The organism is uncultured Brevundimonas sp., from assembly GCF_963975535.1.
GTDB lineage: Bacteria > Pseudomonadota > Alphaproteobacteria > Caulobacterales > Caulobacteraceae > Brevundimonas.
This window is the reverse complement of record NZ_CAXBHE010000002.1, coordinates 65,491-87,771: the sequence shown is the minus strand read 5'-3', so window position 1 is coordinate 87,771 and position 22,281 is coordinate 65,491. Positions and strand designations below refer to the sequence as shown.

Annotated in this window: 18 protein-coding genes; 11 read left to right on the top strand and 7 right to left on the bottom strand. The window is 70.2% G+C overall.

What is annotated here, in order from left to right; genetic code table 11:
* Window positions 1-4: 4 nt before the first annotated feature.
* The 5 genes from murD (at window position 5) to AACZ75_RS02675 (ending at window position 5,221) form a co-directional block, all read left to right on the top strand.
* A complete protein-coding gene (murD, locus tag AACZ75_RS02695) occupies window positions 5-1,390 on the top strand; it encodes a UDP-N-acetylmuramoyl-L-alanine--D-glutamate ligase (RefSeq protein WP_339871092.1) in 1,386 nt (461 codons plus the stop codon).
* Window positions 1,387-2,565 (top strand): putative lipid II flippase FtsW, encoded by a 1,179-nt coding sequence (gene ftsW / locus AACZ75_RS02690; RefSeq protein ID WP_339871091.1) that lies wholly within the window; start codon window positions 1,387-1,389, stop codon window positions 2,563-2,565. The genes murD and ftsW overlap by 4 nt, the downstream gene beginning before the upstream one ends.
* Before the next feature lie 68 nt (window positions 2,566-2,633).
* Window positions 2,634-3,740, top strand: a complete 1,107-nt coding sequence (gene murG, locus AACZ75_RS02685) for an undecaprenyldiphospho-muramoylpentapeptide beta-N-acetylglucosaminyltransferase (RefSeq protein ID WP_339871090.1) — start codon at window positions 2,634-2,636, stop codon at window positions 3,738-3,740.
* A 47-nt stretch (window positions 3,741-3,787) separates the two neighbouring features.
* A complete protein-coding gene (locus AACZ75_RS02680; protein WP_339871089.1) occupies window positions 3,788-4,651 on the top strand; it encodes a WecB/TagA/CpsF family glycosyltransferase in 864 nt (287 codons plus the stop codon).
* Between the two features lie 51 nt (window positions 4,652-4,702).
* Entirely contained in the window at window positions 4,703-5,221 is a 519-nt protein-coding gene (locus AACZ75_RS02675; protein WP_339871088.1) for a hypothetical protein, read from the top strand.
* 18 nt (window positions 5,222-5,239) lie between these two features.
* Here AACZ75_RS02675 and smc read toward each other — a convergent pair whose 3' ends face one another.
* The 4 genes from smc to AACZ75_RS02655 all read right to left on the bottom strand — a co-directional run bounded on the left by smc (window position 5,240) and on the right by AACZ75_RS02655 (window position 10,636).
* On the bottom strand, window positions 5,240-8,677 hold the full coding sequence (gene smc / locus AACZ75_RS02670; protein WP_339871087.1) for a chromosome segregation protein SMC: 3,438 nt from the start codon (window positions 8,675-8,677) through the stop codon (window positions 5,240-5,242).
* A gap of 22 nt (window positions 8,678-8,699) precedes the next feature.
* Window positions 8,700-9,308, bottom strand: coding sequence for a thioredoxin domain-containing protein (locus AACZ75_RS02665; protein WP_339871086.1), 609 nt, complete (start codon window positions 9,306-9,308; stop codon window positions 8,700-8,702).
* Window positions 9,309-9,313: 5 nt separating this feature from the next.
* A complete protein-coding gene (locus tag AACZ75_RS02660) occupies window positions 9,314-9,964 on the bottom strand; it encodes a DsbA family protein (RefSeq protein WP_339871085.1) in 651 nt (216 codons plus the stop codon).
* 102 nt (window positions 9,965-10,066) lie between these two features.
* Window positions 10,067-10,636: a DciA family protein gene (locus AACZ75_RS02655; RefSeq protein WP_339871084.1), complete on the bottom strand. Its 570-nt coding sequence runs from the start codon at window positions 10,634-10,636 to the stop codon at window positions 10,067-10,069.
* 21 nt (window positions 10,637-10,657) lie between these two features.
* On the opposite strand from AACZ75_RS02655, the gene mutY reads away from it, so the two are divergent.
* A complete protein-coding gene (gene mutY, locus AACZ75_RS02650) occupies window positions 10,658-11,710 on the top strand; it encodes an A/G-specific adenine glycosylase (RefSeq protein ID WP_339871082.1) in 1,053 nt (350 codons plus the stop codon).
* Here mutY and AACZ75_RS02645 read toward each other — a convergent pair.
* The 3 genes from AACZ75_RS02645 to AACZ75_RS02635 all read right to left on the bottom strand — a co-directional run bounded on the left by AACZ75_RS02645 (window position 11,707) and on the right by AACZ75_RS02635 (window position 16,266).
* The gene (locus AACZ75_RS02645; protein WP_339871080.1) at window positions 11,707-13,854 is read right to left on the bottom strand and encodes an amylo-alpha-1,6-glucosidase; all 2,148 of its coding nucleotides are present in this window, start codon (window positions 13,852-13,854) and stop codon (window positions 11,707-11,709) included. The two genes, mutY and AACZ75_RS02645, sit on opposite strands and share 4 nt — an antisense overlap.
* A gap of 39 nt (window positions 13,855-13,893) precedes the next feature.
* Window positions 13,894-15,063 carry a glycosyltransferase family 4 protein gene (locus AACZ75_RS02640; protein WP_339871079.1) on the bottom strand — a complete coding sequence of 390 codons (1,170 nt, stop codon included), beginning with the start codon at window positions 15,061-15,063 and terminating at the stop codon, window positions 13,894-13,896.
* Window positions 15,064-15,186: 123 nt separating this feature from the next.
* On the bottom strand, window positions 15,187-16,266 hold the full coding sequence (locus AACZ75_RS02635; RefSeq protein WP_339871078.1) for a site-specific DNA-methyltransferase: 1,080 nt from the start codon (window positions 16,264-16,266) through the stop codon (window positions 15,187-15,189).
* Between the two features lie 156 nt (window positions 16,267-16,422).
* Between AACZ75_RS02635 and murC the strand changes: the two genes are divergently transcribed.
* The 5 genes from murC to ftsA all read left to right on the top strand — a co-directional run bounded on the left by murC (window position 16,423) and on the right by ftsA (window position 22,062).
* On the top strand, window positions 16,423-17,835 hold the full coding sequence (murC, locus tag AACZ75_RS02630) for a UDP-N-acetylmuramate--L-alanine ligase (RefSeq protein WP_339871077.1): 1,413 nt from the start codon (window positions 16,423-16,425) through the stop codon (window positions 17,833-17,835).
* Between the two features lie 151 nt (window positions 17,836-17,986).
* Window positions 17,987-18,886 (top strand): UDP-N-acetylmuramate dehydrogenase, encoded by a 900-nt coding sequence (murB, locus tag AACZ75_RS02625; protein WP_339871076.1) that lies wholly within the window; start codon window positions 17,987-17,989, stop codon window positions 18,884-18,886.
* A gap of 9 nt (window positions 18,887-18,895) precedes the next feature.
* Complete coding sequence (locus AACZ75_RS02620) at window positions 18,896-19,834, top strand: D-alanine--D-alanine ligase (RefSeq protein ID WP_339871075.1); 939 nt, start codon at window positions 18,896-18,898, stop codon at window positions 19,832-19,834.
* Window positions 19,822-20,715, top strand: a complete 894-nt coding sequence (locus AACZ75_RS02615) for a cell division protein FtsQ/DivIB (RefSeq protein ID WP_339871073.1) — start codon at window positions 19,822-19,824, stop codon at window positions 20,713-20,715. The genes AACZ75_RS02620 and AACZ75_RS02615 overlap by 13 nt, the downstream gene beginning before the upstream one ends.
* A gap of 21 nt (window positions 20,716-20,736) precedes the next feature.
* Window positions 20,737-22,062: a cell division protein FtsA gene (gene ftsA, locus AACZ75_RS02610; protein ID WP_339871072.1), complete on the top strand. Its 1,326-nt coding sequence runs from the start codon at window positions 20,737-20,739 to the stop codon at window positions 22,060-22,062.
* Window positions 22,063-22,281 lie beyond the last annotated feature (219 nt).

The following is a 22,281-nucleotide window of genomic DNA, read 5'->3' as shown; positions in this document are numbered from 1 at the left end:
CGCCATGATTCCCGTTCCCGGTTTCGAAGGGCGGCGCATCGCGGTCTTCGGCCTGGGACGGTCGGGGATCACGGCGGCGCGCGCCCTCAAGGCCGGCGGGGCGCTACCGGTGCTGTGGGACGACAGTGTCTCCAGCCGCATGCAGGCCGAGGCCGAGGGCTTTGCCGTCGAGGACCTGACCGTGGCCGACTGGTCGGGCTTCGCCGCCCTGGTGCTGTCGCCCGGCGCCCCCCTGACCCATCCGCTGCCGCACTGGACGGTGACCAAGGCGGCCGGGGCCGGCGTCCCGGTGATCGGCGACATCGAACTGTTCGCCCGCGCCCTGGCCGCCCTGCCGCCGGCCGAGCGACCGAAGGTGGTGGCCATCACCGGCACCAACGGCAAGTCGACCACCACGGCCCTGATCGGCTGGGTGCTGAAACAGGCGGGCCTGACCGTCCACGTCGGCGGCAATATCGGCATCGGCGTGCTGGCCCTGCCGACCCCGACCCCGGAGGCCGTCTATGTGATCGAGGTGTCCAGCTACCAGCTGGACCTGACCACCGGTTTCGCGCCGGATGTGGCCATCCTGACCAACATCAGCCCCGACCATCTGGATCGCCATGGCGGCATGGACGGCTATGTCGCGGCCAAGGCGCGGATCTTCCAGGCCCAGGGTCCGGACGCGGTCGCGCTGGTCAGTCTGGACGACAGGCAGAGCGCCGGAATCGCACAGGGTCTGTCGGCCTCCGGACGTCACGTGCGCACCGTCTCGACCGCCGGCCCGGCCGAGATTCGCGTCGATGGCGGTGTTCTGGCCATCGACGGTGAACCCGTCACCCGCCTGACCGGTGCCCGTTCGCTGCCGGGTCGTCACAACGCCCAGAACGCCGCCTTCGCCTGGGGTGCGGCCCGGGCATTGGGGGTGCCGCGCGCGGTCGCCGCCGAGGGTCTGATGACCTTCCCGGGCCTGGCTCACCGGATGGAACACGTCGGCACGCTCGGCCGGGTGCGTTTCATCAATGATTCCAAGGCCACCAACGCCGATGCGGCGCGGCAGGCGCTGTCGTCCTACGAGCGCAGTTTCTGGATCGCCGGCGGCCGGGCCAAGGGTGGCGGCATCGACGATCTTGAGGACCTGTTCCCGCGCGTGGTCGAGGCCTTCCTGATCGGCGAGGCGGCGGGGCCGTTCGCGGCGCGGCTGGGCGACACGCCCCACCGCATCAGCGGCGACATGGCCAGCGCCGTCCGGGCCGCCACCGCCGCCGCCACCGCCACCGGCCGCGACGAGGTCGTCCTGCTTTCACCCGCCGCCGCCAGCTTCGACCAGTATCCCGACTTCGAGGCGCGCGGCGAGGCGTTCCGCGCCGCCGTCCTGGCCCTCGGCGCGACCCCGGCGGCGGCGTCATGACCCACGGCTACACCCCCGCCTTCTCGCGCAACGACCAGGGCCCGATCGCCAAATGGTTCTGGACCGTCGATCGCGGCCTGCTCGGCGCGGCCCTGGGCCTGATGGGCCTGGGCGTGGCCCTCAGCTTCGCCTCCAGTCCCGCCGCCATCCTCGCCGATGAGTCGATCACCGACCCGTTTCACTATTCGTGGCGGATGATCGTCTTTGCCTCGGTCGGTCTGGCCGCCATGCTGACCACCTCCCTGCTGTCGCCGCGCGGCGTGCGGCGCATCGCCGTCCTGGCCCTGTGCGGGGCGCTGCTGGTCATGGCCCTGCTGCCCTTCATCGGTGACACGGTGAAGGGGGCGGCGCGCTGGATCAACCTAGGCCCGTTCAGCCTGCAGCCGTCCGAATTCGCCAAGCCGGCCCTGATCGTCTTCGCCGCCTGGATGTTCGCCGAGACCCAGAAGGGGCAGGGGGTGCCCGGCGTCTCCATCGCCTTCGGCTTCTACGCCGCCACGGTCTTCCTGCTGCTGATCCAGCCCGACATCGGTCAGACCCTGCTGATCACCACCACCTTCATGGCCGTCTTCTTCATGGCCGGGGTGCCGCTGAAATGGATGGCGGTGCTGGGCGGCATGGTGATGGCGGGCGTGTTCTCGATCTATTTCCTGTTCGAGCATGTGCGGGTGCGACTGGCCAAATTCATCACCCCGGGAGTCGAGGACACCCACCAGGTCGATCGCGCCTCCGAGGCCATCCGCGCCGGCGGTCTGGTCGGGCGCGGGGTCGGCGAGGGGGTGATGAAACGCCACGTCCCCGACCTGCACACCGACTTCATCTATTCCGTCGGGGCCGAGGAGTTCGGACTCGTCCTGTCCCTGGCCATGATCGGCCTCTACGCCTTCATCGTCCTGCGCGGCATGAGCCGGGCGATGAAGCTGAACGACCCGTTCGAGCAGACGGCGGCGGCCGGCCTGTTCATCCTGATCGGGCTGCAGGCCTGCATCAATGTGGCGGTGAATCTGAACCTGATCCCGACCAAGGGCATGACCCTGCCCTTCATCAGCTACGGCGGTTCGTCGATGCTGGCCATGGGCCTGACCATGGGGTTTGCCCTGGCCCTGACCCGTCGTCGGCCCGGAGCCTATGAGCCGGGCGCCAGCCTGCCCCAGCGCCGCCGCCTGCTGCCCTGATTTTGCGCCACCGCCCTCGGCACGACCGCGCGCGTGACGTAAGGAGGCGGGGCAATCCCGGAGTGTCCATGTCCGCCAGAGTCTGTGTCGTCGCCGCCGGAGGCACCGGCGGTCATATGTTCCCCGCCGAGGCCCTGGCCCGCGAACTGGCCGGTCGCGGCTGGCGCATCGTCCTGGCCACTGACCGGCGCGGCGAACAGTACGCCACCGCCTTTCCCGCTGAGGAGCGACTGGCGCTGGACGCCGCCACCGGCTCGGGTCCGATCGGTCTGGCGAAGGCCGGACTGGCCATCGGCCGCGGGGTGCTGCAGGCGCGTTCGGCCTTCCGCCGGCTCGACGTCGCCGTGGCCGTCGGCTTCGGCGGCTACCCCTCGGCCCCGGCCCTGCTGGCGGCGATCAGCCAGGGCCGTCCCGCCCTGCTGCACGAACAGAACGCGGTCCTCGGCCGCACCAACCGCATGCTGGCCCCGCATGTGAAGGCCCTGGCCTCGTCCTTTCCGGCGCTCGAGCGGGTACCGGCCCCGCTGGCGTCCCGCGTCCATCTGGTCGGCAACCCGGTGCGACCGGATATTCGCGCCCTGTTCGACCGGCCCTACAAGGCTCCGACGGCCAGGGGACCGATCCGGGTCCTGATCACCGGCGGCAGCCAGGGGGCCCGTATCCTGTCCGAAGTCGCGCCGCGCGCCCTGGCGGCCCTGCCGCCGGCCGTCCGCGCCCGTCTGGTGGTGCAGCAGCAGTCGCGCCCGGAGACGCTGGAGGCGGCCCGGGCCCTCTATCGCGACGCCGGGATCGAGGCCGAGGTCGCCCCCTTCTTCACCGACATGGCCGCGCGCCTGTCGTCGGTCCATCTGGTCATCGGCCGGGCCGGGGCCTCAACCTGTTCGGAACTGGCGGTCGCGGCCCTGCCGTCGGTGCTGATCCCGCTGAAGATCGCCATGGACGACCACCAGCGCTTCAATGCCGGGGGGCTGGTCGCTGCAGGCGGGGCGGCGATGATTCTCGAGGACGAGGCGAGCGTGGAAACCCTCACCGCCAGCCTCGCCGCCGTGCTGTCCGATCCGGACCGGCTGGCGGCGATGTCGGCCGGGGCGCGGTCCGTGGCCCTGCCCGACGCGGCGGCCCGTCTGGCCGATCTGGTCGAGGCCACGGCTGGCCAGACGGCAAGCCCCCGTTAACTGCCTTCGGACACCTGACCTACAGACACAGGCTGTAGCGTCGCCTCATGTTTCACGAGCGCATCGGCTTTGAGATTTCCGCGGCCCTGCCGGACCGGCGCCGACTCGCGCGCAGCCTGTTCCGCACCGAGCGCCGCCCCGAGGAAACCATCACCCTTCTGGGACAGTCCGTCGACCTGGTCCGTCCGGAGGAGGTCATGCACCATGTCGGACGCTGGGTCCGCGCCGGTCGCAAGGCCATCGTCGCCAACCACAACCTGCACAGCCTCTATCTGGTCCGTCGCGATCCGGCGCTGCGGCGCTTCTTCCAGCGCGCGGACCTGACCCAGCTGGATTCGACGCCCCTGGTCTGGTTCGCCCGCCTGCTGGGCCTGTCCAGCCGTCCGTTTCATCGCTGTACCTATCTGGACTGGCGCGATCATTTCTGGAGTCTGGCCAATCGTGAGGGCTGGCGCGTCATGTATGTCGGCGGGGCCCCCGGCGTCGCCGAACGCGCTGCGCAAAGCCTGTCAGCCCGCGCGCCCGGGGCCACGATCGCGGTCGAGCACGGCTATTTCGACATGACGCCGGGATCCGTCGACAATGCCCGGGTCGTGGCGGCCGCCAATGCCTTCCAGCCTAACATCCTGTTCGTCGGCATGGGTATGCCCCGCCAGGAAGCCTGGATCGCCGACAACATCGCCGAGCTGCCGTGCGCCGTCATCCTGTCGGTCGGCGCGGCCTTCGACTACGAGGCCGGCGTACAGAAGGCCGCGCCGCGCTGGATGGGCCGGATCGGGCTGGAATGGCTGTTCCGTCTGGTCGTCGATCCGAAGCGGCTGTTCACCCGCTACTGTATCGAGCCCTGGAGCCTGCTGGGCCCGGCGCTGGCCGACCTGCGCGCCGCGCGTTCACGGAACGCCGCTCTCTAGACATCGGTTTGTGGGCCCCCCAGGGTAGGACGGTGTCTTGAGGAGACGATCATGAATTTCGCCAGACTGACGGTTTCGGCCGTCGCATTCCTGTCGGTGGCCGTCGGTGCCGCGAACGCCCAGTCCATCGACTGGCGCAGTGATGCCAACCGGACCTTCTGGAACGCCATCACCCGGGCCGAGCTGCAGGAACTGGCGGCCGAGGCCGGGGCCGGATTTACCGAGATGGGCGGTGCCGGGGGTGACCTCTACGCCCGGCTGGAATGGCCGGGGCTGAACCCCGTGACGGTTCGTCTTTCGGACTGCATGCCGTCCGGCTCCAGGACCGCCGCCTGCACCGCGATGCGACTGTACATCCCGGACCTCACGCCACCGGCGAACTATCAGGTCTTCAACCAGGTCAGCAGCGACTGGGTCACCACTTTGGTCACCGGGGAGGGAGCCGGCGTCTATCGCACGGAGTTCCTCAATTTCGGCACGACCCGCGGCCACGTTCTGGGGACCCTGGTGCAGTTTCGGCGGGAAGCGACGGCAGAACTCGCCCTGCTGCGGCAGCATGCCGCCGACTGAGGCGTGATGGTCAAACCCTCAGGCCACCAGTTTCTCGGCCTGGTGCAGATCGACACTGACCAGTTGTGACACGCCGCGCTCGGGCATGGTCACGCCATAGAGCCGGTCCATCCGGCTCATGGTCACGGGATTGTGGGTGATGACGATGAAGCGGGTGTCCGTCCGCTTGCGCATCTCGTCCAGCATCCGGCAGAAGCGATCGACATTGGCGTCGTCCAGCGGCGCGTCGACCTCGTCCAGCACACAGACCGGCGCCGGATTGGCCAGGAAGACGGCGAAGATCAGGGCCGCCGCCGTCAGCGCCTGTTCGCCGCCCGACATCAGGCTCATCACCGACAATCGCTTGCCGGGCGGGCAGGCGAAAATCTCCAGCCCGGCCTCCAGCGGATCGTCGCTCTCGACCAGCTTCAGCTCGGCCTGACCGCCGTCGAACAGGGTCTCGAACAGGGCCTTGAAATTGTCGTTGATGACGTCGAACGCCGCCACCAGCCGCTCACGGCCCTCGGCGTTCAGCTCGTCGATGCCGTCGCGCAATTTGGCGATGGCCCCGGTCAGATCCGACCGCTCCATCCGCATGCTGTTCAGCCGGCCGTCGTATTCCTCGGCCTCTTCCTCGGCCAGCAGGTTGACCGCGCCCAGCGCCTCGCGCTCGCGTTCCAGCCCGAACAGCAGGCTCTCGGCCCCGGCGGCGTCCGGCGGACGGGCGATCGCGTCGTCGGTCAGCTTCTGGCCCAGGTCCTCGGGCGACATCTGGGCGGTTTCGCGCACGGTGGCTTCGGCCTCGGCCAGCCGTTCCCCCGTGGCCTCGGCCCGCGCCGCCAGTCCGGCCCGGGCCTCGCGCGCGGCCGAGGCTGTCGCTTCGGCTGCGCGTGCGGTGCGGTCGGCCTCGATCGCCGCGGTCTCGACCACGGCCAGGGCGTCGCCCGCGGCCTTGCGCCGGGTCTCGGCGGCGGCCAGGGCGTCCAGCAGCGACGAGCGTTTGGCGGCCAGGGCCTCGGGCGCGCTTTCGGCCTGCTTCAGCAGGGCGGCGGTGCGATCCCGGTCCTTGTCGAGGGCGATCCCGCGGGCGGCGCTGTCGCGGGACCGGCTGCTCCAGCTGTCGCGCTCGCGCACCAGTCCGGCCAGCCGGGCCTCACGCCCGGCCCGTTCGCGCGCCTCGGCGTCGCGGTCGGCCCGGGCCTGGGCGGACCGGCTGCGCGCGACCTCGGCCGCCGCCCGGACTTCGGCCAGTTCGGCCCGCAGCGCGTCCAGGGTTTCCGATGGGGAGTCGACGGACAGGGCCTCGTCCAGCGCCGTTGCGGCGGCTGTGGCCTCGGTCTCGAGCCGGGTCAGGGTCTCGTCCAGCGCCTGGGCCCGGGCCTCGCGGCGCGCCTGGTCCTGGCCCAGGCTCTCGACCCGGTCGCGGGCGGCGGTAACGGCCTTGTCGGCCGCGAACGGGGCCAGCCGGGCGGCCTTTACCGCCTCCTCGGCCGCCCGGAAGGCCTCGGCGGCGGCCTTCAGGGTGGTCTGGGCGACGTCGAGCGCCGGCCGGCCCTCGTCGATGCCGGATTCCAGTTCGGCCAGCCGGGTGCGCTGCTCCAGCCGGATCGCGGCCGGACGCGGGGCCTCGGCCCGGGTCACGAACCCGTCCCAGCGGTACAGGTCGCCCTCGACCGTCACCAGACGGGCCCCGGCGGGCAGGCCGGCGGCCAGGGTTGCGATTTCGTCGCGCCCGGTCACGCCGCACAGCGCCAGGCGGGCGGCCAGCTGCCCGGGGGCCCGGACATGGTCGGTCAGGGGCCGTACACCCGTCGGCCATTCGGGGACGGGCACCGCGGCCCCGGCCCAGTAGGCGACCGCCGCCTTGTCCAGCGCCGCGTCCAGATCGTCGCCCAGCGCCGCGGCCAGCGCCGCCTCATAGCCCTTGTCGGCGCTGACCCGGTCCAGCGCCGGGGGATGGTCGCGCTTGCCGGCGGTCAGCAGCTGGGCCAGACCCCGCGCCTCGGTCTGCAGCCGACCCAGCCGGTCTTCGGCGGCCCGGGCCGCCTCGCGCGCGGCCTGTTCCGCGCGGGCCCGGTCGCCACGCGCGGCCTCGGCGGCCTCGACGGCGGCGCGGGCTGCCAGCAGGTCCGTCTGGGCCCGCTCCAGCGTCTCCCGTGCGGCGGCCAGTTCCGGTGTTTCCAGCGGCCCCAGGGCCGCGCGTTCCTGGCGAGCGCTGTCGAGGGCGGCGTTGGCCCGGCTGACCCGGGCCTCGGCGTCACGCTTGCGCGCGGTCTCGGCATTGGCCCGGGCCTCGACCGAGGCCACGGTGCCGGCGATCCGTTCCACCTCGGCATCGGCGGCGGCTCGCCCGGCCTCGGCCGTGGCCAGTGCCTGTTCCAATTGGGGGGTCCGCGTCGGCGCGGCCGCGATCTCGGCCTCCAGGTCGGCGATGGCCGTGCCCAGTCGCTCCAGCTCGGCGGTCGCGTCTTCGGCCATTTCCGCCTCGCGCTCACGGTCGGCGGCGATTCGGGCCCGTTCGGCGGTCAGCCGGTCGACCTCGGCCCGCGCCGCCTGTTCGGCCATGTCCAGCCGGTCGCGTTCGAGGCTGGCGCGGTGCAGCAGGGCCCCGGCCACGGCGTCTTCCTCGCGGGCGGGTTTCAGGCCGTCCTGGGCCGCCAGCGCCGCCGTCTGGGCCCGGGCCGCGGCCCCGGTGGCCTCGGCCACGGCGCGGTCGGCCTCGGCCAGCTCGGCCGCCGCCGCCTCGGCCGCCAGCCGCGCATCGTTCCAGCGCACGAACAACAGCGCCGCCTGCAGGGCCCGGATCTCGGCCGAGATCTTCTTGTATTTTTCGGCGTGGCGGGCCTCGCGCTTCAGCCGCGTCAGCGCCGTCTCCAGCTCACGACCGATGTCGTCCAGCCGGTCGAGATTGGTCTCGGCCGCCTTCAGCCGCAGCTCGGCCTCGTGGCGACGGGTGTGCAGTCCGGCCACGCCACCGGCCTCCTCGAGGATGCGGCGGCGGTTCTGTGGCTTGGCGGCGATCAGTTCGCTGATCTGGCCCTGCCGGACCAGGGCGGGACTGTTGGCCCCGGTCGAGGCGTCGGCGAACAGCAGTTGCACGTCCCGGGCGCGCACCTCCTTGCCATTGATGCGGTAGGTCGAGCCCTGGCCCCGGTCGATGCGACGCGACACCTCCAGCACGGCCGAGTCCGTGAACGGTTGCGGGGCCTTGCGCTGGGCGTTGTCGATGGTCAGCTGGACCTCGGCATGGCTGCGCGGCGGCCGGTCGGCGGCCCCGGCGAAGATCACATCGTCCATGCCCTGGCCGCGCATGGCCTTGGCCGAATTGGCCCCCATGACCCAGCGCAGGCCCTCCAGCACATTGGACTTGCCGCAGCCGTTGGGGCCGACCACCCCGGTCAGGCCTGGCTCGATATGCACCTCGGCCGGGTCGACGAAGGATTTGAAACCGACGAGCCGGAGGCGCTGGAACTGCATTACGGTTCCCGACTCCCCCTGCTCAATGCGCGGCGACGAGCGGCGTGATCAGCGCGTCCAGACCGCCGAGGCTGCGGTCCATCACCTGCCGACCGTTGACGAACAGGGTCGGGGTGCTGTCCACGCCGGCCGCGATGGCCCCGTCGATGTCGCGCTCGATGGCCGCCCGCGTCGCCGGCCGGGCGACACAGGCGTCGATTTCGGCTCGCGTGCGCCCGCTGACGCCGACGGCACTGGCGAACCACACGGCCTGGTCTCCGCCGTTGAGAACCGCGCGCTGGCCGCGCATCAGGGTTCCGGCCACCTCATAGAAGCGCTCGGGGGCCGCGCAGTGGGCGAGCGCGGCGGCCGCCACGGCCAGGTCCGCCGGCGCGGTCGGCAGGTTGCGGAACACCAGCCGGACCTGACCCGTGTCGATGAAGCGGCGCTTGAACTCCGGATAGACCACCAGATGCCAGTCCGCGCAGTGCGAACAGGCGAACGAGGCGTACTCCACCACCGTGACCGGCGCATCGGCGCGACCGACGAACCGGTCGGCGGCGGTGACGGCCGGCGGCGATCCGGCCAGAGCCGATACCGGCGCGAACGCCAGCACCAGCATCGATAGGACCAGCCGCCGGACCCGGATCATCGCGCTCAGCCCTTGGCCAGTTCGGCGTCGATGGCCGACGACAGGCTTTCCAGCGAGGTGTCGAGCACGCGGGTGCCGTTGACGAGGAAGGTCGGGGTCGAGTTGACCCCGGCGTCGACACCGGCCTTGACCCGGGCGTCGAGCGCCTTGATCGCGGCTTCGTCACTGACACAGGCCTGGAACTGCTGTTCGCTGAGGCCCGCCCCGGTGGCGACGCGGACCAGGGTCGAGCGCGGCGGCACACCGGCCTGCCATTCGCGCTGGCTGGCCATGATCTCGTGGACCACGTCGAAATATTTGTCCTCGCCGGCGCAGCGGGCGATCAGAAAGCCGGCGGCGGCGATGTCGGCCGGCGGGGTCGGAAATTCGCGGAAGACGTAGCGGACCTTATTCGTGTCGACGTAGCGGGTCTTGAACTCGGGCCAGACCTGTTCCTGCCAGATGGCGCAATGGCTGCAGGTGACCGAGGCGTATTCGATCACGGTGACCTTGGCCCCCTCGGGTGCCCCCAGGGCCATGTCGCCCTCAGCGGCACCGCCACCGTTGCCGCCCCCGCAACCGGCCAGGGCCGCCATGGCGGTAAGGGCTGCGGCGGTCATGGCCGCGCGACGGCTCATCGTGCCGTAGCGGAACTTGCCGGTGGTGGTGTCGCGCATGGAAGACTTCCTCGAGCGGGGGAAAGATTTCGGGACGATCGCGCGATTCCCCCGGAAGCGCGCGTGTCGATCACTTTCGAGAACAGGTGCGGCGAAGGTTTGTCAACGTCGGCGGGTGTCACTCCCCGGCCTGTCCACGGCCAGGACCGCGCGACCCAGACGCTGCAGCGCGGCCTTCAGCCCCTCCGCCGCCGGGGCGAGGGAGGCGTCCAGCTCGGCCTCGGCATGGGCCGACAGCGGCGGGGCCGACGGGCCGATGCGATTGGCCGGGCGCGCCAGGTCCGACGGTGGCCGGACCGGGCCCTGGGCGATGCGCAGCCGGTCGACGCTGCCAGGGCCGAGGAACAGATTGACCCGGGCCAGGATGTCTTCGGACTGGTGCTGGACCAGCAGGGCCGCCGGTCCGGCCACCCGCAATTCCAGGGTGCCGCCGGCCCCGCCCTTGCCGCGCGTCAATTTCTGCGGCCGCGTGACCCGGGCCAGCCGCTCGCCGACGATCTCGCGCCAGCGCGGCTCCAGCGTCCCGGCGCTGCGGCCGAATTTCGCGTCCAGCTGTTTGATCAGCGGGGCCAGCGCGCGACCGGCCGGCGGGGCGGACCGCGGCAGGGGCCGGGTCCGTCGGCGCGAGAGGATCTCGCGCACCTCGCTGTCAGTGGGCAGATCGCGGCGCATTTCGCCTGTATAGCGCGCTGGATGACATCCGTCCCCTGCGACATCCGCGCGATCCGCGCCGCCCTGCTGGGCTGGTACGACGCCCATGGCCGGAGCCTGCCGTGGCGGGCCGGGCCGGGCGAGGCGGCGCGCGACCCCTACCGGGTCTGGCTGTCCGAGGTGATGCTGCAGCAGACCACCGTGCCGCACGCCACGCCGTATTTTCTGACCTTCCTCACGCGCTGGCCGACGGTCGGGGCCCTGGCCGCCGCGCCGGACGCCGAGGTGATGGCCGCCTGGGCCGGGCTCGGCTACTATGCCCGCGCCCGCAATCTGCTGGCCTGCGCCCGGGCCGTCAGTGCCAACCACGGCGGCGTCTTTCCCGACAGCGAGGCCGGCCTGCTCGCCCTGCCGGGGGTCGGGGCCTATACGGCCGCGGCCGTGGCGGCGATCGCCTTCGACCGCCCCGCCAATGTCGTCGACGGCAATGTCGAACGGGTCATGGCCCGGCTGTTCGCGCTCGAGAGCCCGCTACCGGCGGCCAAACCGGAACTGAAGCGGCTGGCGGCGAGCCTGATTGCCGATGACCGTCCCGGCGACTGGGCCCAGGCCCTGATGGATCTGGGGGCCACCGTCTGCCGACCGCGGACGCCGCTCTGTGACCGGTGTCCCCTGACTGCCCAGTGCGCGGCCTTCACCGGCGGTCGCCCCGAACGCTATCCGTTGCGGACCGCGAAGGCCGAGCGACCCCGCCGCTTCGGCACCGCCTTCGTGCTGTTCGACGACCGCGGCCGGGTGGGTCTGGAGCAGAGGCCCGCCAAGGGGCTGCTGGGCGGGATGCTGGGCCTGCCGACAACCGACTGGGGCTTGCCGGACATGGCCGTGGCCCCTCCGATCGCAACCGACTGGCAGGCGGCGGGAACGGTCACCCACGTCTTTACCCATTTTGCCCTGACGCTTGAGGTCAGCATCGCAACGGGAGAGGGAGATCTGCTGTGGACGCCGGTCGAAGACGCGCGGGCCGGCCTGCCGACCGTATTCCGCAAGGCGCTGGACAGGGCGGTCGAAAGGCGGAAGGGAGTCGGGACGCCCTAACGCACGGTGAAGATCTTCAGCGTTCCGACCCGGTTCCGCGGCGTCACCGCCACCTGATCGCCCAACCGGCGAAACAACAGGTCGGTGCGCGCCTGACCCACCTGCAGGCCGGTCACGGTCAAACGCTCCATGCCCGCGGGCAGGGACGGGTTGACGATGGTCACGGTCTGCTCGAAGGCGTCGATACTCAGGCCCAGCACCGCCTGCATCATCAGGAACACCGACCCGGCGGCCCAGGCCTGGGGCAGGCAGGCCACCGGATAGGCGATCGGGGCCTCGCCGGGCTGACGCTCGAAGCCGCAGAACAGTTCCGGCAGCCGCATGTTGAAATGGCTGGCGGCCGAATAGATCTCGCCCATCAGCAGGGTCACGGCGTCGCGTTCGCCATAGTGGGCCATGCCGGCGGCCCCCAGGGCGGTGTCATGCGGCCAGACCGAGCCGTTGTGATAGCTCATCGGATTGAACCGGGCCTGCCCCCGCGCCAGGGTTCTCAGGCCCCAGCCGGAGCGGAACTCCCCCGACAGCATACGCTGGGTGACCTTCAGGGCCCGCTCGCGGCTCGGCAGGCCGGTGAACAGCAGATGGCCCGCATTGGAACTGATGGTCCTGCAGGGCGCGCGGTCCCCGTCGAGAGCGATGGCGTAGAAGCCTTCGTCCTCCATCCAGAACCGTTCCTCGACCTGCGCGCGCAACAGCTCGGCCCGCTCCAGCCAGCCGCGGGCGCGGTGATCGCCCAGGCGGCGGCCCATATCGGCCATGGCCCGCCAGGCGGCATAGGCATAGCCCTGGACCTCCAGCAGGGCGACCGGTCCCTTCGGGAAGCTGCCGTCCGTATGAAAGATCGAGTCCTCGGAGTCCTTCCAGCCCTGGTTGGACAGACCGGTCTCGGCGGCCCGGGCATAGTCGATCAGGCCGTCGCCGTTGGAATCACCGTGATCCCGCATCCAGTCAGCCGCGGCGACCAGATTGGGCCACAGCGCGCGGATCAGCTCGAGGTCTCCGCTGCGCCGGGCATAGGCCCCGGCCAGGGCCACGAACAGGCAGGTGGTGTCGACCCCGCCGTAATAGAGGCCGAACGGCACCTCGCCCAGGGCCGACATTTCGCCGCCGCGGGTCTCGTGCATGATCTTGCCGGGGGTGGCGTCCTGGAAGGCCGAGGTCCCGGTCGCCTGTCGCCCGGCCAGATAGGTCAGCACGCCCCGGGCCAGGGCCGGATCCAGCCACAGCATCTGCCAGGCCGTGATGATGCCGTCGCGCCCGAACGGGGTCGAGAACCACGGTACCCCGGCATAGGGATAGGGGCCGGTCGGCAGGTCCGTCGTCAGCAGGGCGACATCGGCACGCGACTGGTCCAGCCACTGGTTGAACAGCGGGTTGCGCGGCACCCGCAGCGACGCCCCGCTGCGCCGCCGGGCCCGCATCTGCAGCTGGGCCATCACGCCGCAGAGTCGCCACCGCAGGGCATCGGGTGTGTCGTCGACGGCCTTGCCGACCTCGATATACAGATCGACCTGCTGACCCCGGGGCAGGCTGAACATGAATTCGGCGCGGTCGGGCCCCAGCCGGGCCGGCGGCTCGGAAAAGGTGATACAGCACTGGCGCTCGACCCCATCCAGTCCGCGGTAGCTGAAGGTCACGCGGCGACCCTCGTGGACGGGAGGGGCCAGTTGGCCGCGGGCTGCGCGTTCGGTGCCCCGGACCTCGAAGATGTCGGCGAAATCGGCCCCGAACTCGAAGGCCAGCGGCAGCAGCACGTCACTGATGCCGTGGTTGACGATGCGGACCCGCTCGAACATCCGCCTGTCGTGGAGAAAGCGCCGCCGCTCGATATGCAGCGCCCCGGCAGGGGCCCCCCTGCCGCCCATCGGCGGTAGCGGCCGGTTGGTCGAATGGCAGGAGAAGAAGACATTGTCCCGGGACACGCCCGAACTCAGCCGCGACGGTCGCACGCCACCGGCGGTCATCACGAACCGGGACAGCAGCCGGGTATCGCTTTCGAACAGACCGTCGGCCCCGGACCTGAGGTCCCCCCAGTTGTCGGCGACCAGGAAGGTGTCGGCATTCTTGAGCGCCAGCAGTCGCTCCAGACCCGCACCTTCGGTCGTGTCCGCGACAGGCACGGCATCAGCGTCGTCGATGGTCAACAGGTTGTCCTCACCACTCAGTCTGAGGTCGACGGCAGTCTAGCCCAAAAGGACGGAAGGGGGGGGAAGGCTGACCTCGGGAGTCGGGGCGGGCCCGCGCCGCGCCATCGCGTCGACCAGTCGGGGGCGGGTCCGTCCCGCCGGTGCGGATCGATCCAGACGGGGTTCGGCGAACGGACGACGCGCCAGCATGTCCGCATAGACGTCCAGGTAGCGTCGGGCCATGGCCGTGGCCGAGAACCGTTTGTCGAACTGCGCCCGGATACGGTTCCGGTCCAGTCGGTGCGCGCGTCCGGCCGCGGCCACGGCCGCCTCGAGGGTGTCGACCAGGAAGCCGGTGACCCCGTCTTCGATAATTTCGGGGGTCGAGCCACAGCGGAAGGCCACGACCGGGGTGCCGCAGGCCATGGCCTCGATCATCACCAGGCCGAACGGCTCCGGCCAGTCGATCGGAAACAGCAGGGCCTCGGCCCCGCCCAGGAAGGCGGACTTCTGCGGGTCGCCGATCTCGCCGACGAATTCGACGAGCGGATTGTCCGCGATCATCGGCCGGATCACCGTCTCCCAATAGGCGGCGTCAGCGCTGTCGACCTTGGCCGCGATTTTCAGGGGCTTGCCCAGGGCGGTGGCGATCTCGATGGCCCGGTCGGGCCGCTTTTCCGGCGAGATACGGCCGAGGAAGGCCAGATAGCCCTCCGGCCGGGGCGAGAACCCGTACAGTTCGGCGGGCATGCCGTGATGGACGGTCGCCTGCCAGCTGGCGAACGGCATCGGCCGCCGCTGGTCGTCGGAAATCGAGATCAGGCCGAATTCGCTCCAGCGCTCGTAGACCTCGCCCAGATCCTCGAGATCAAGCCGGCCGTGCAGGGTCGTGACGGTCTTGTCGGCCATCCCCGCAAAGAACGGGAAATGGATCATGTCGGTGTGGAAATGGATCAGGTCGAAATCGTCGGCGTGATCCAGCACCGTCGCCAGCAGGGTCATGTGGGCGGCCAGGTCGGACTTCAGCGGCCGCGGATCCAGCCGGATGGCCTGGTCCCGCACCGGGACCAGCCGGGCCCGGGTCTGCGCGTCGGCGCTGGCGAACAGGGTGACCTCATGGCCGAGGTCGACGAGCGCGTCGGTCAGGTGCGCGACCACCCGTTCGGTGCCTCCGTAGAGCCTGGGAGGCACCGCTTCATAGAGCGGGGTGACCTGAGCGATTTTCATGACCGAGACTCCGCCGTCCGCAACCATAGGAACATGGGAGTCAAACCGGTCGGCTGCCAGTTCGTTCCGTGGACAGAAGGGTCTGCGACCGTATGTCCCGAACGCGCGTGAGCCTGTCGTCGCCTACTGCATTCCGGCGCGGACCTCGGCCCTCAGGGTGTCGATCGAACGCAACCCCTGGTCGGTCTTGAAGCGCCAGTAGGTCCAGCCGTTGCAGGCCGGGGCGTTCTCGAACAGGGCCCCCAATTTGTGGATCGAGCCGCTCATCTCGCCCGAGACCAGCGAACCGTCGGCCCGGACCCGGGCCTCGCGGTCGCCCTTGGGGCAGTACAGCCGGTCGCCCGGCTGCAGCAGGCCGGCCTCGACCAGGGCCCCGAACGGCACCTTGGTCTCATGCTTCTTGGATCCGGTGACCACCAGGTCCTCGGGGCGGGCGGGTACCACGGCGGCGATGCGCTTCTCGGCCACGTCGGCATAGGTCGGGTCGCGCTCGATGCCGATATAGTGACGCCCCATCCGCCGCGCGGCGGCCCCGGTGGTGCCGGTGCCGAAGAACGGGTCCAGGACGACGTCGCCCGGCTTGGTCGCGGCCATCAGCACCCGGTGCAGCAGGGCCTCGGGCTTCTGGGTCGGATGGGCCTTCTTGCCGTCGGCGTCCTTGATGCGCTCCTCGCCGGTGCACAGGGCGAAGGTCCAGTCGGAGCGCATCTGCACATCCTCGTTGAAGGCCTTCAGCGCGTCGTAGTTGAACGTATAACGCTTCTGGTCGCGGCTGCGGGCCGCCCAGATCAGCGTCTCATGGGCATTGGTGAAGCGCGTGCCCTTGAAATTCGGCATCGGGTTGGACTTGCGCCAGATGATGTCGTTCAGCACCCAGAAGCCCAGGTCCTGGATCGCCGAACCCAGGCGGAAGACATTGTGATAGCTGCCGATCACCCAGATCGAGCCGTCGGGCTTCAGCACCCGGCGGCATTCCGCCATCCAGGCGCGGGTAAAGGCGTCATAGGCGGCGAAGCTGTCGAACTTGTCCCAGTCGTCGTCGACGGCGTCGACCAGGCTGTTGTCCGGCCGCAGCAGGTCGCCGCCCAGCTGCAGATTATAGGGCGGGTCGGCGAAGACCATGTCGACCGAGGCGTCGGGCAGGGTCTTGAGCATTTCGATGCAGTCGCCACGCAGGACGACATCGGTCTTCAGATCGGTCACGAAACTCGGCCCCACTCAGCTTGAGGGTTGAGTGGTGAATCATCACGGTTAAGGGCGGGTAACCGCGCGCAAATATCTCGCCGGATTTGCAGGAAACACGCGCGGGGACGGCTCCGCCTCTGGGCAAACCCGCGCCGCCTTCGCTATGACGACGGGATGAACGCTCGCCTTCGCCCCGTCCCCTTCGACCTCGGTCCTGTGCATTTCGTCGGCATCGGCGGCATCGGCATGAGCGGTATCGCCGAGATCATGCTCAAGATCGGCTATGCGGTGCAGGGCTCGGACTCCCGGGCCAGCGCCAATACCGAACGGCTGCAAAAGCTGGGCGCGACCATCTTCATCGGCCACGACGCGGCCCATGTGACCGAGGGCGTCTCGGCCCTCGTCTATTCGACCGCCGTCACGGCGGCCAATCCCGAGCTGGTCGCCGCCCGCGCGCGCCGCATCCCGCTGGTGCGCCGGGCCGAGATGCTGGCCGAACTGATGCGGCTGCAGTTCTCGGTCGCGGTCGGCGGCACCCATGGCAAGACCACAACCACCTCGATGGTCGCCTGTCTGCTGGATGCGGGCAATCTGGACCCGACCGTGGTCAATGGCGGCATCATCAATGCCTATGGCACCAACGCCAAGGTCGGCGACGGCGACTGGATCGTGGTCGAGGCCGACGAGAGCGACGGCAGCTTCCTGCGCCTCAAGTCGACGGTGGCGATCGTCACCAATATCGACCCGGAACACCTCGACCACTACGGCGATTTCGACGCGGTGCGGAAGGCGTTCGTGGACTTCGTCGAGAACATCCCCTTCTACGGCTTCGCCGCCGTCTGCCTCGACCATCCCGAGGTGCAGCGGCTGGTCGCGGCGATCGACAATCGCCGGCTGGTCACCTACGGCCTCAACCCCCAGGCCATGGTCCGGGCCGAAAACTGCGACATGGCCGCCGACGGCTGCCGCTTTGACGTGGTGATCCAGAACGGCGAGACGACGCGCATTGACGGCCTGCACCTGCCGATGGCCGGCTGGCACAATGTCTCCAATGCCCTGGCCGCCATCGCCGTGGCCCGCGAGCTGGGCGTGACCGACGAGGATATCCGCAGCGGCCTGGCCGGCTTTGGCGGGGTCAAGCGCCGCTTCACCACGACCGGTGTCGTCAACGGCGTGCGCATCGTCGACGACTACGGCCACCACCCGGTCGAGATCGCCGCCGTGCTCAAGGCCGCGCGCCAGGTCACCGAGGGCCGGGTCATCGCCGTGATGCAGCCGCACCGCTTCACCCGGCTGCGCGACCTGATGGAAGAATTCTCGACCAGCTTCTCCGACGCCGATGTGGTCATCGTCGCCGACGTCTATCCGGCCGGCGAAGCGCCGATCGAGGGCGTCGACAAGGACGCCCTGGTCGACGGCGTGCGCCGCTACGGCCACCGCCACGTCTCGGCCCTGCAGTCCCTGGCCGACCTGCCCGGCGTCGTCGCCGCCGAGGCCCGGCCCGGCGACGTCGTCGTCCTGCTCGGGGCCGGCGACATCACCGGCTGGGCCTATGCCCTGCCGGCGCAGCTGGAGGCGCTGGCGTGATGTCCCCCAACCCGCTCATCCCGGCGAAAGCCGGGACCCAGTTCTTTCGCCCGAGCACTGGCGGCCTGGATCAGGTCTTGAGGGCCATACCGTCAACCGATCGCCCAAAACACTGGGTCCCGGCTTTCGCCGGGATGAGCGGAACATAGAAATGTCTTGGCGTGACTCCCTTCCCCCGGTCCGCGGCAAACTTCTCCGCGACGAGCCGCTGGGCCCCTTCACCTGGTTCCGGGTCGGCGGCGCGGCCGATGTGCTGTTCATCCCGGCCGACCCCGACGATCTCGCCGACTTCCTGAAGGCGCTGGACCCGGTCGTGCCGGTGACGGTGCTGGGCGTCGGCTCCAATGTCATCGTCCGTGACGGCGGGGTCGAGGGGGTAGTCATCCGCCTGGCCGGTCGGCCGTTCGCGGGCATCACCGCCGAGGGCGACACCATTACGGCGGGTGCCGGCGCGCTGGACGCCATGGTCGCCAGGGCCTCGGCCAGGGCCGGGCTGGCGGGACTGGAATTCTATGCCGGGATTCCGGGCACCATCGGCGGGGCCCTGACCATGAACGCCGGCTGCTACGGGGCGGAGACGAAGGACATTCTGGTGTCCGCTTGGGGCCTGACGCGGGCCGGGGAGCGGGTCGACTACGCCCTGGCCGACTTCGGCTATACCTATCGCCACTCCGAAGCCCCGGCCGACATCATCTGGATCGAGGCGGTCTATCGCGGCACGCCCGACGATCCCGAGGCCGTCGCCGCCCGCATCGCCGGGATCACCAGTCGCCGCGAACAGACCCAGCCGATCCGCGAGAAGACGGGGGGGTCGACCTTCAAGAACCCGCCCGGCCATTCGTCGTGGCAACTGGTCGACGAGGCGGGCTGGCGCGGCAAACCTTTCGGAGGCGCAAAATTCAGCGAGCTGCATTCCAATTTCATGATCAATTTCAACGACGCAACGGCTGCGGACATCGAGGGTCTGGGAAATGCCGTGCGCGAGGACGTTCAAAGTAAACTGAACGTAAACCTCGAATGGGAGATCAAGAGGATCGGCCGCCCCCTTTGAGTTGATCCCATGACCCGCCCGTTCGCAGATCTGCACGTCGCCGTCCTGCTGGGCGGACTGTCGTCCGAGCGCGAAGTGTCCCTGTCCTCGGGCAAGGGCTGCGCCGAGGCCCTCGAGGCCCAGGGGGTCCGCGTCACCCGCATCGACGCCGGCCGCGATCTGGCCCAGGTGCTGGCCGCTCTCAAGCCTGACGTCGTCTTCAACGCCCTGCACGGCCACTGGGGCGAGGACGGCTGCGTCCAGGGCGTGCTCGAGACCCTCGCCATTCCCTATACCCACTCCGGTGTCCTGCCGTCGGCCCTGACCATGGACAAGGACAAGTCCAAGGCCGTGCTGCGCGCGGCCGGTGTGCGGGTCCCCGGCGGCGGCCTGTTCGACCGGCATGAGGTGGCCCGCCGCCACGTGATCGACCCGCCCTATGTGATCAAGCCCAATGCCGAGGGGTCCTCGGTCGGGGTCTATCTGGTGCGCGAGGGGGCCAACGGCCCGCAGCTCGAGGTCGGGGCCGACGACTGGGCCTATGGCGAGCAGGTGATGGTCGAGCCCTATATCGCCGGCAAGGAGCTGGCCGTTGCCGTGATCGGCGAGGCCGGTGGTCCGCGCGCCCTGACCGTGACCGACATCACTCCGGTGAAGGGCTTCTATGACTATGAGGCCAAATATGCGCCGGGCGGGTCGGTTCACCAGCTTCCGGCCCGACTGCCGCCGCATGTATTCGAGGCCGCGCTGCGCGAATCCGAACGGGCCCATGTCGCCCTCGGTTGCCGCGGCGTCACCCGATCCGACTTTCGTTATGACGATGTTAAGGACGATCTCGTCCTGTTGGAGGTCAATACCCAGCCCGGCATGACCCCGACCTCGCTCGTTCCCGAGCAGGCCGTCCATTCCGGGATGACGTATCAGGATCTGGTTCGGTGGATGGTGGAGGACGCCTCATGCCCGCGATAGTTCGCGGCGGTCGGCGACAGAGTTCCAAACAGGCTCCCAATCGCGGTGCGCCCTCCGGCAAGGGGGGCGGTCGGTCGCGTGGCGGAGCCCGGAACGCGTCGCCGGTTCCCGGCAAGATGGCGGCCATCGGCCGTCTCGACCTGTCGCCGCGTGCGGTGGTGATCAGCATCGCCGCCGGTGCCCTGCTGCTGCTCGGCGTTCTGGCCACCGGCGCGCGCGCCGAGCGGATCGGCAATTCCGTATCCGGCGGTGTCGACACCGTCATGACCGGCATGGGGCTGAGCCTGCGCCGGGTGCACATCACCGGGGCCTCGGCCGAGGCGACCCCCGCCATCCAGCAGGCCCTCGAGGTCCAGGCCGGACAGCCGATCATCGGACTCGACCTCGACCTGCTGCGCCAGCGCGTCGAGGCTGTCGGCTGGGTGCGTGAGGCGCGCGTCGTGCGTCTGCTGCCCGACACATTGATCATCGAGGTGCGCGAGCACGACCGTCTCGCCGTCTGGCAGGCGGGAGGACAGGTCAAGGTCATCGACGGCCAGGGCCGGGTCATCACCGGGGCCGACGCCGGCCGCTATCCGGGCCTGCCGCTGGTCGTCGGCAAGGGGGCCGACCTGGCCGCCGCCGAAATCCTGCCCCTGCTGGCCCAGCGTCCCCGTCTGATGAGCCGGATCGACGCCCTGGTGCGGGTCGATGAACGCCGCTGGGACCTGCGTTTGAAGGACGGCAGCCTGATTCAACTGCCCGCGACCGACCAGGACGCGGCCCTGATCCAGCTCGATGCGCTGGACCAGCGTGAGCGACTGCTCGACCTCGGCTTCGCCCGGGTCGATCTGAGAACCCCGGATGAAGTCGCCGTCCGTCCCTCGGCCGGTGATGTGTAAGCGTATGAAAGAGCGGAACTGATGGCCGGGCGTGCGGACAAGACTGTGGACAATGCCAAGGGCGCGGCGGGCCGCGCCCCGGTCGTGGCGGCGCTCGACCTGGGCCAGTCCAAGGTCGCCTGCTTCATCATGAAGCCCGACGGCGTGCGCCATGCCGACCGCACCATCCGCGTCGCCGGAGCCAGCCACGTCCAGTCGCGCGGCGTGAAGGGCGGGGCCATCGTCAGCATGGATGACGCGGCCCAGGCCATCGGCCACGCCGTCGAACGGGCCGAGCGCGCGGCCGGGGCCCCGGTCTCGGGCGTCGTCGTCACCACCGCCATCGGCCAGATGGCCAGCCACCGCGTCCAGGCCCGGGTTTCGCTGGGGGCCAACCCGGTCGGCGACGCCGATCTGGCCCGCGCCATCGCCATGGCCCTGGCCCAGGTGCGTCTGCCCAACCGTCGCCCGATCCACGTCCTGCCGATCGCCTGGTCGGTCGACGGCGCGCGCGGCGTCCATGACCCGCGCGCCATGCACGGCGGCTCGCTCGGTCTCGACCTGCTGGTCGTGTCGATGGCCGAAAGCGCCTTCTCCTCGCTCAGTCACTGCCTCGAACTGGCCCATCTGGACCTGCAGGGCGTGGTCGCCGCGCCGATGGTCTCGTCCCTGGCCGCACTGGAAGACGACGAGATGGATCTCGGGGCCGTCTGCATCGACATGGGCGGCGGCTCGACCAGCGCCGCCGTCTGGGGCGGGCGTTCGCTGCTGCATATCGAGAGCCTCAACGTCGGTGGTGATCACGTCACGGCCGACATCGCCCGCGGCCTGTCGACCTCACGGGCCGGGGCCGAGCGGCTCAAGACCCTGCACGGCTCGGCCATGGCCAGCGCCAACGAGGACCGCGAGATGCTGGAGGCTCCGCCGCGCGGCGAGGATCCCTCGTCCGGTCCGGTGATCGTACCCCGCGCCATGCTCAAGACCGTCATCGCTCCCCGTGTCGAGGAGACGCTGGAGCTGCTGCGCGACCGCCTGCGCAATGCCGGGGTCGGGCTCGAGCCGGGGGCCGGCCTGGTCCTGACCGGCGGGGCCAGCCAGCTCAACGGTGTGCGCGAACTGGCCGTGCGGGTGTTCGACCGCCCGGTCCGGCTGGGCAAGCCGCAGCGCGCGCCCCACCTCGCCGACGCCGCCTCGGGCCCGGCCTTCTGCTCGGCCGCCGGCATCCTGCTGCGGGCCGCCTACGGACCGCGCGAGGCCGTATCGGCGCGCAAGCTGATGTCACGCCAGATCACCGCCGCCGACGCCCCGCGCGTCCACCAGGGCAATCTGGTCGCCCGGGCCGCCGGCTGGCTGCGCGAAAATCTCTGATTGATCGCCGGTTTATCGGCGAAGCCGGGTCGACCTGTTGAAAGACGGGCGATTTTTGCCGCCAAGGTTAACGAACCGGCTGTTTAACGGCCCGACTCACCTTATCCGGTAACCTTCCCTTAACGCTGTTGGGGCTTTCCTTAACGCGTCCATAACCAATGCGAATCGGCGGGGTTTCGCATTGGATCTACGGGGCTGGGTCGGAAGGTCGGAATCGAA

What these genes read in the sequence shown, in the direction of transcription:
- murD (WP_339871092.1), top strand. Translation starts at nt 5, where the DNA reads ATGATTCCCGTTCCCGGTTTCGAAGGGCGGCGCATCGCGGTCTTCGGC.
- ftsW (WP_339871091.1), top strand. Translation starts at nt 1,387, where the DNA reads ATGACCCACGGCTACACCCCCGCCTTCTCGCGCAACGACCAGGGCCCG.
- murG (WP_339871090.1), top strand. Translation starts at nt 2,634, where the DNA reads ATGTCCGCCAGAGTCTGTGTCGTCGCCGCCGGAGGCACCGGCGGTCAT.
- AACZ75_RS02680 (WP_339871089.1), top strand. Translation starts at nt 3,788, where the DNA reads ATGTTTCACGAGCGCATCGGCTTTGAGATTTCCGCGGCCCTGCCGGAC.
- AACZ75_RS02675 (WP_339871088.1), top strand. Translation starts at nt 4,703, where the DNA reads ATGAATTTCGCCAGACTGACGGTTTCGGCCGTCGCATTCCTGTCGGTG.
- smc (WP_339871087.1), bottom strand. Translation starts at nt 8,677, where the DNA reads ATGCAGTTCCAGCGCCTCCGGCTCGTCGGTTTCAAATCCTTCGTCGAC.
- AACZ75_RS02665 (WP_339871086.1), bottom strand. Translation starts at nt 9,308, where the DNA reads ATGATCCGGGTCCGGCGGCTGGTCCTATCGATGCTGGTGCTGGCGTTC.
- AACZ75_RS02660 (WP_339871085.1), bottom strand. Translation starts at nt 9,964, where the DNA reads ATGCGCGACACCACCACCGGCAAGTTCCGCTACGGCACGATGAGCCGT.
- AACZ75_RS02655 (WP_339871084.1), bottom strand. Translation starts at nt 10,636, where the DNA reads ATGCGCCGCGATCTGCCCACTGACAGCGAGGTGCGCGAGATCCTCTCG.
- mutY (WP_339871082.1), top strand. Translation starts at nt 10,658, where the DNA reads ATGACATCCGTCCCCTGCGACATCCGCGCGATCCGCGCCGCCCTGCTG.
- AACZ75_RS02640 (WP_339871079.1), bottom strand. Translation starts at nt 15,063, where the DNA reads ATGAAAATCGCTCAGGTCACCCCGCTCTATGAAGCGGTGCCTCCCAGG.
- murC (WP_339871077.1), top strand. Translation starts at nt 16,423, where the DNA reads ATGAACGCTCGCCTTCGCCCCGTCCCCTTCGACCTCGGTCCTGTGCAT.
- murB (WP_339871076.1), top strand. Translation starts at nt 17,987, where the DNA reads ATGTCTTGGCGTGACTCCCTTCCCCCGGTCCGCGGCAAACTTCTCCGC.
- AACZ75_RS02620 (WP_339871075.1), top strand. Translation starts at nt 18,896, where the DNA reads ATGACCCGCCCGTTCGCAGATCTGCACGTCGCCGTCCTGCTGGGCGGA.
- AACZ75_RS02615 (WP_339871073.1), top strand. Translation starts at nt 19,822, where the DNA reads ATGCCCGCGATAGTTCGCGGCGGTCGGCGACAGAGTTCCAAACAGGCT.
- ftsA (WP_339871072.1), top strand. Translation starts at nt 20,737, where the DNA reads ATGGCCGGGCGTGCGGACAAGACTGTGGACAATGCCAAGGGCGCGGCG.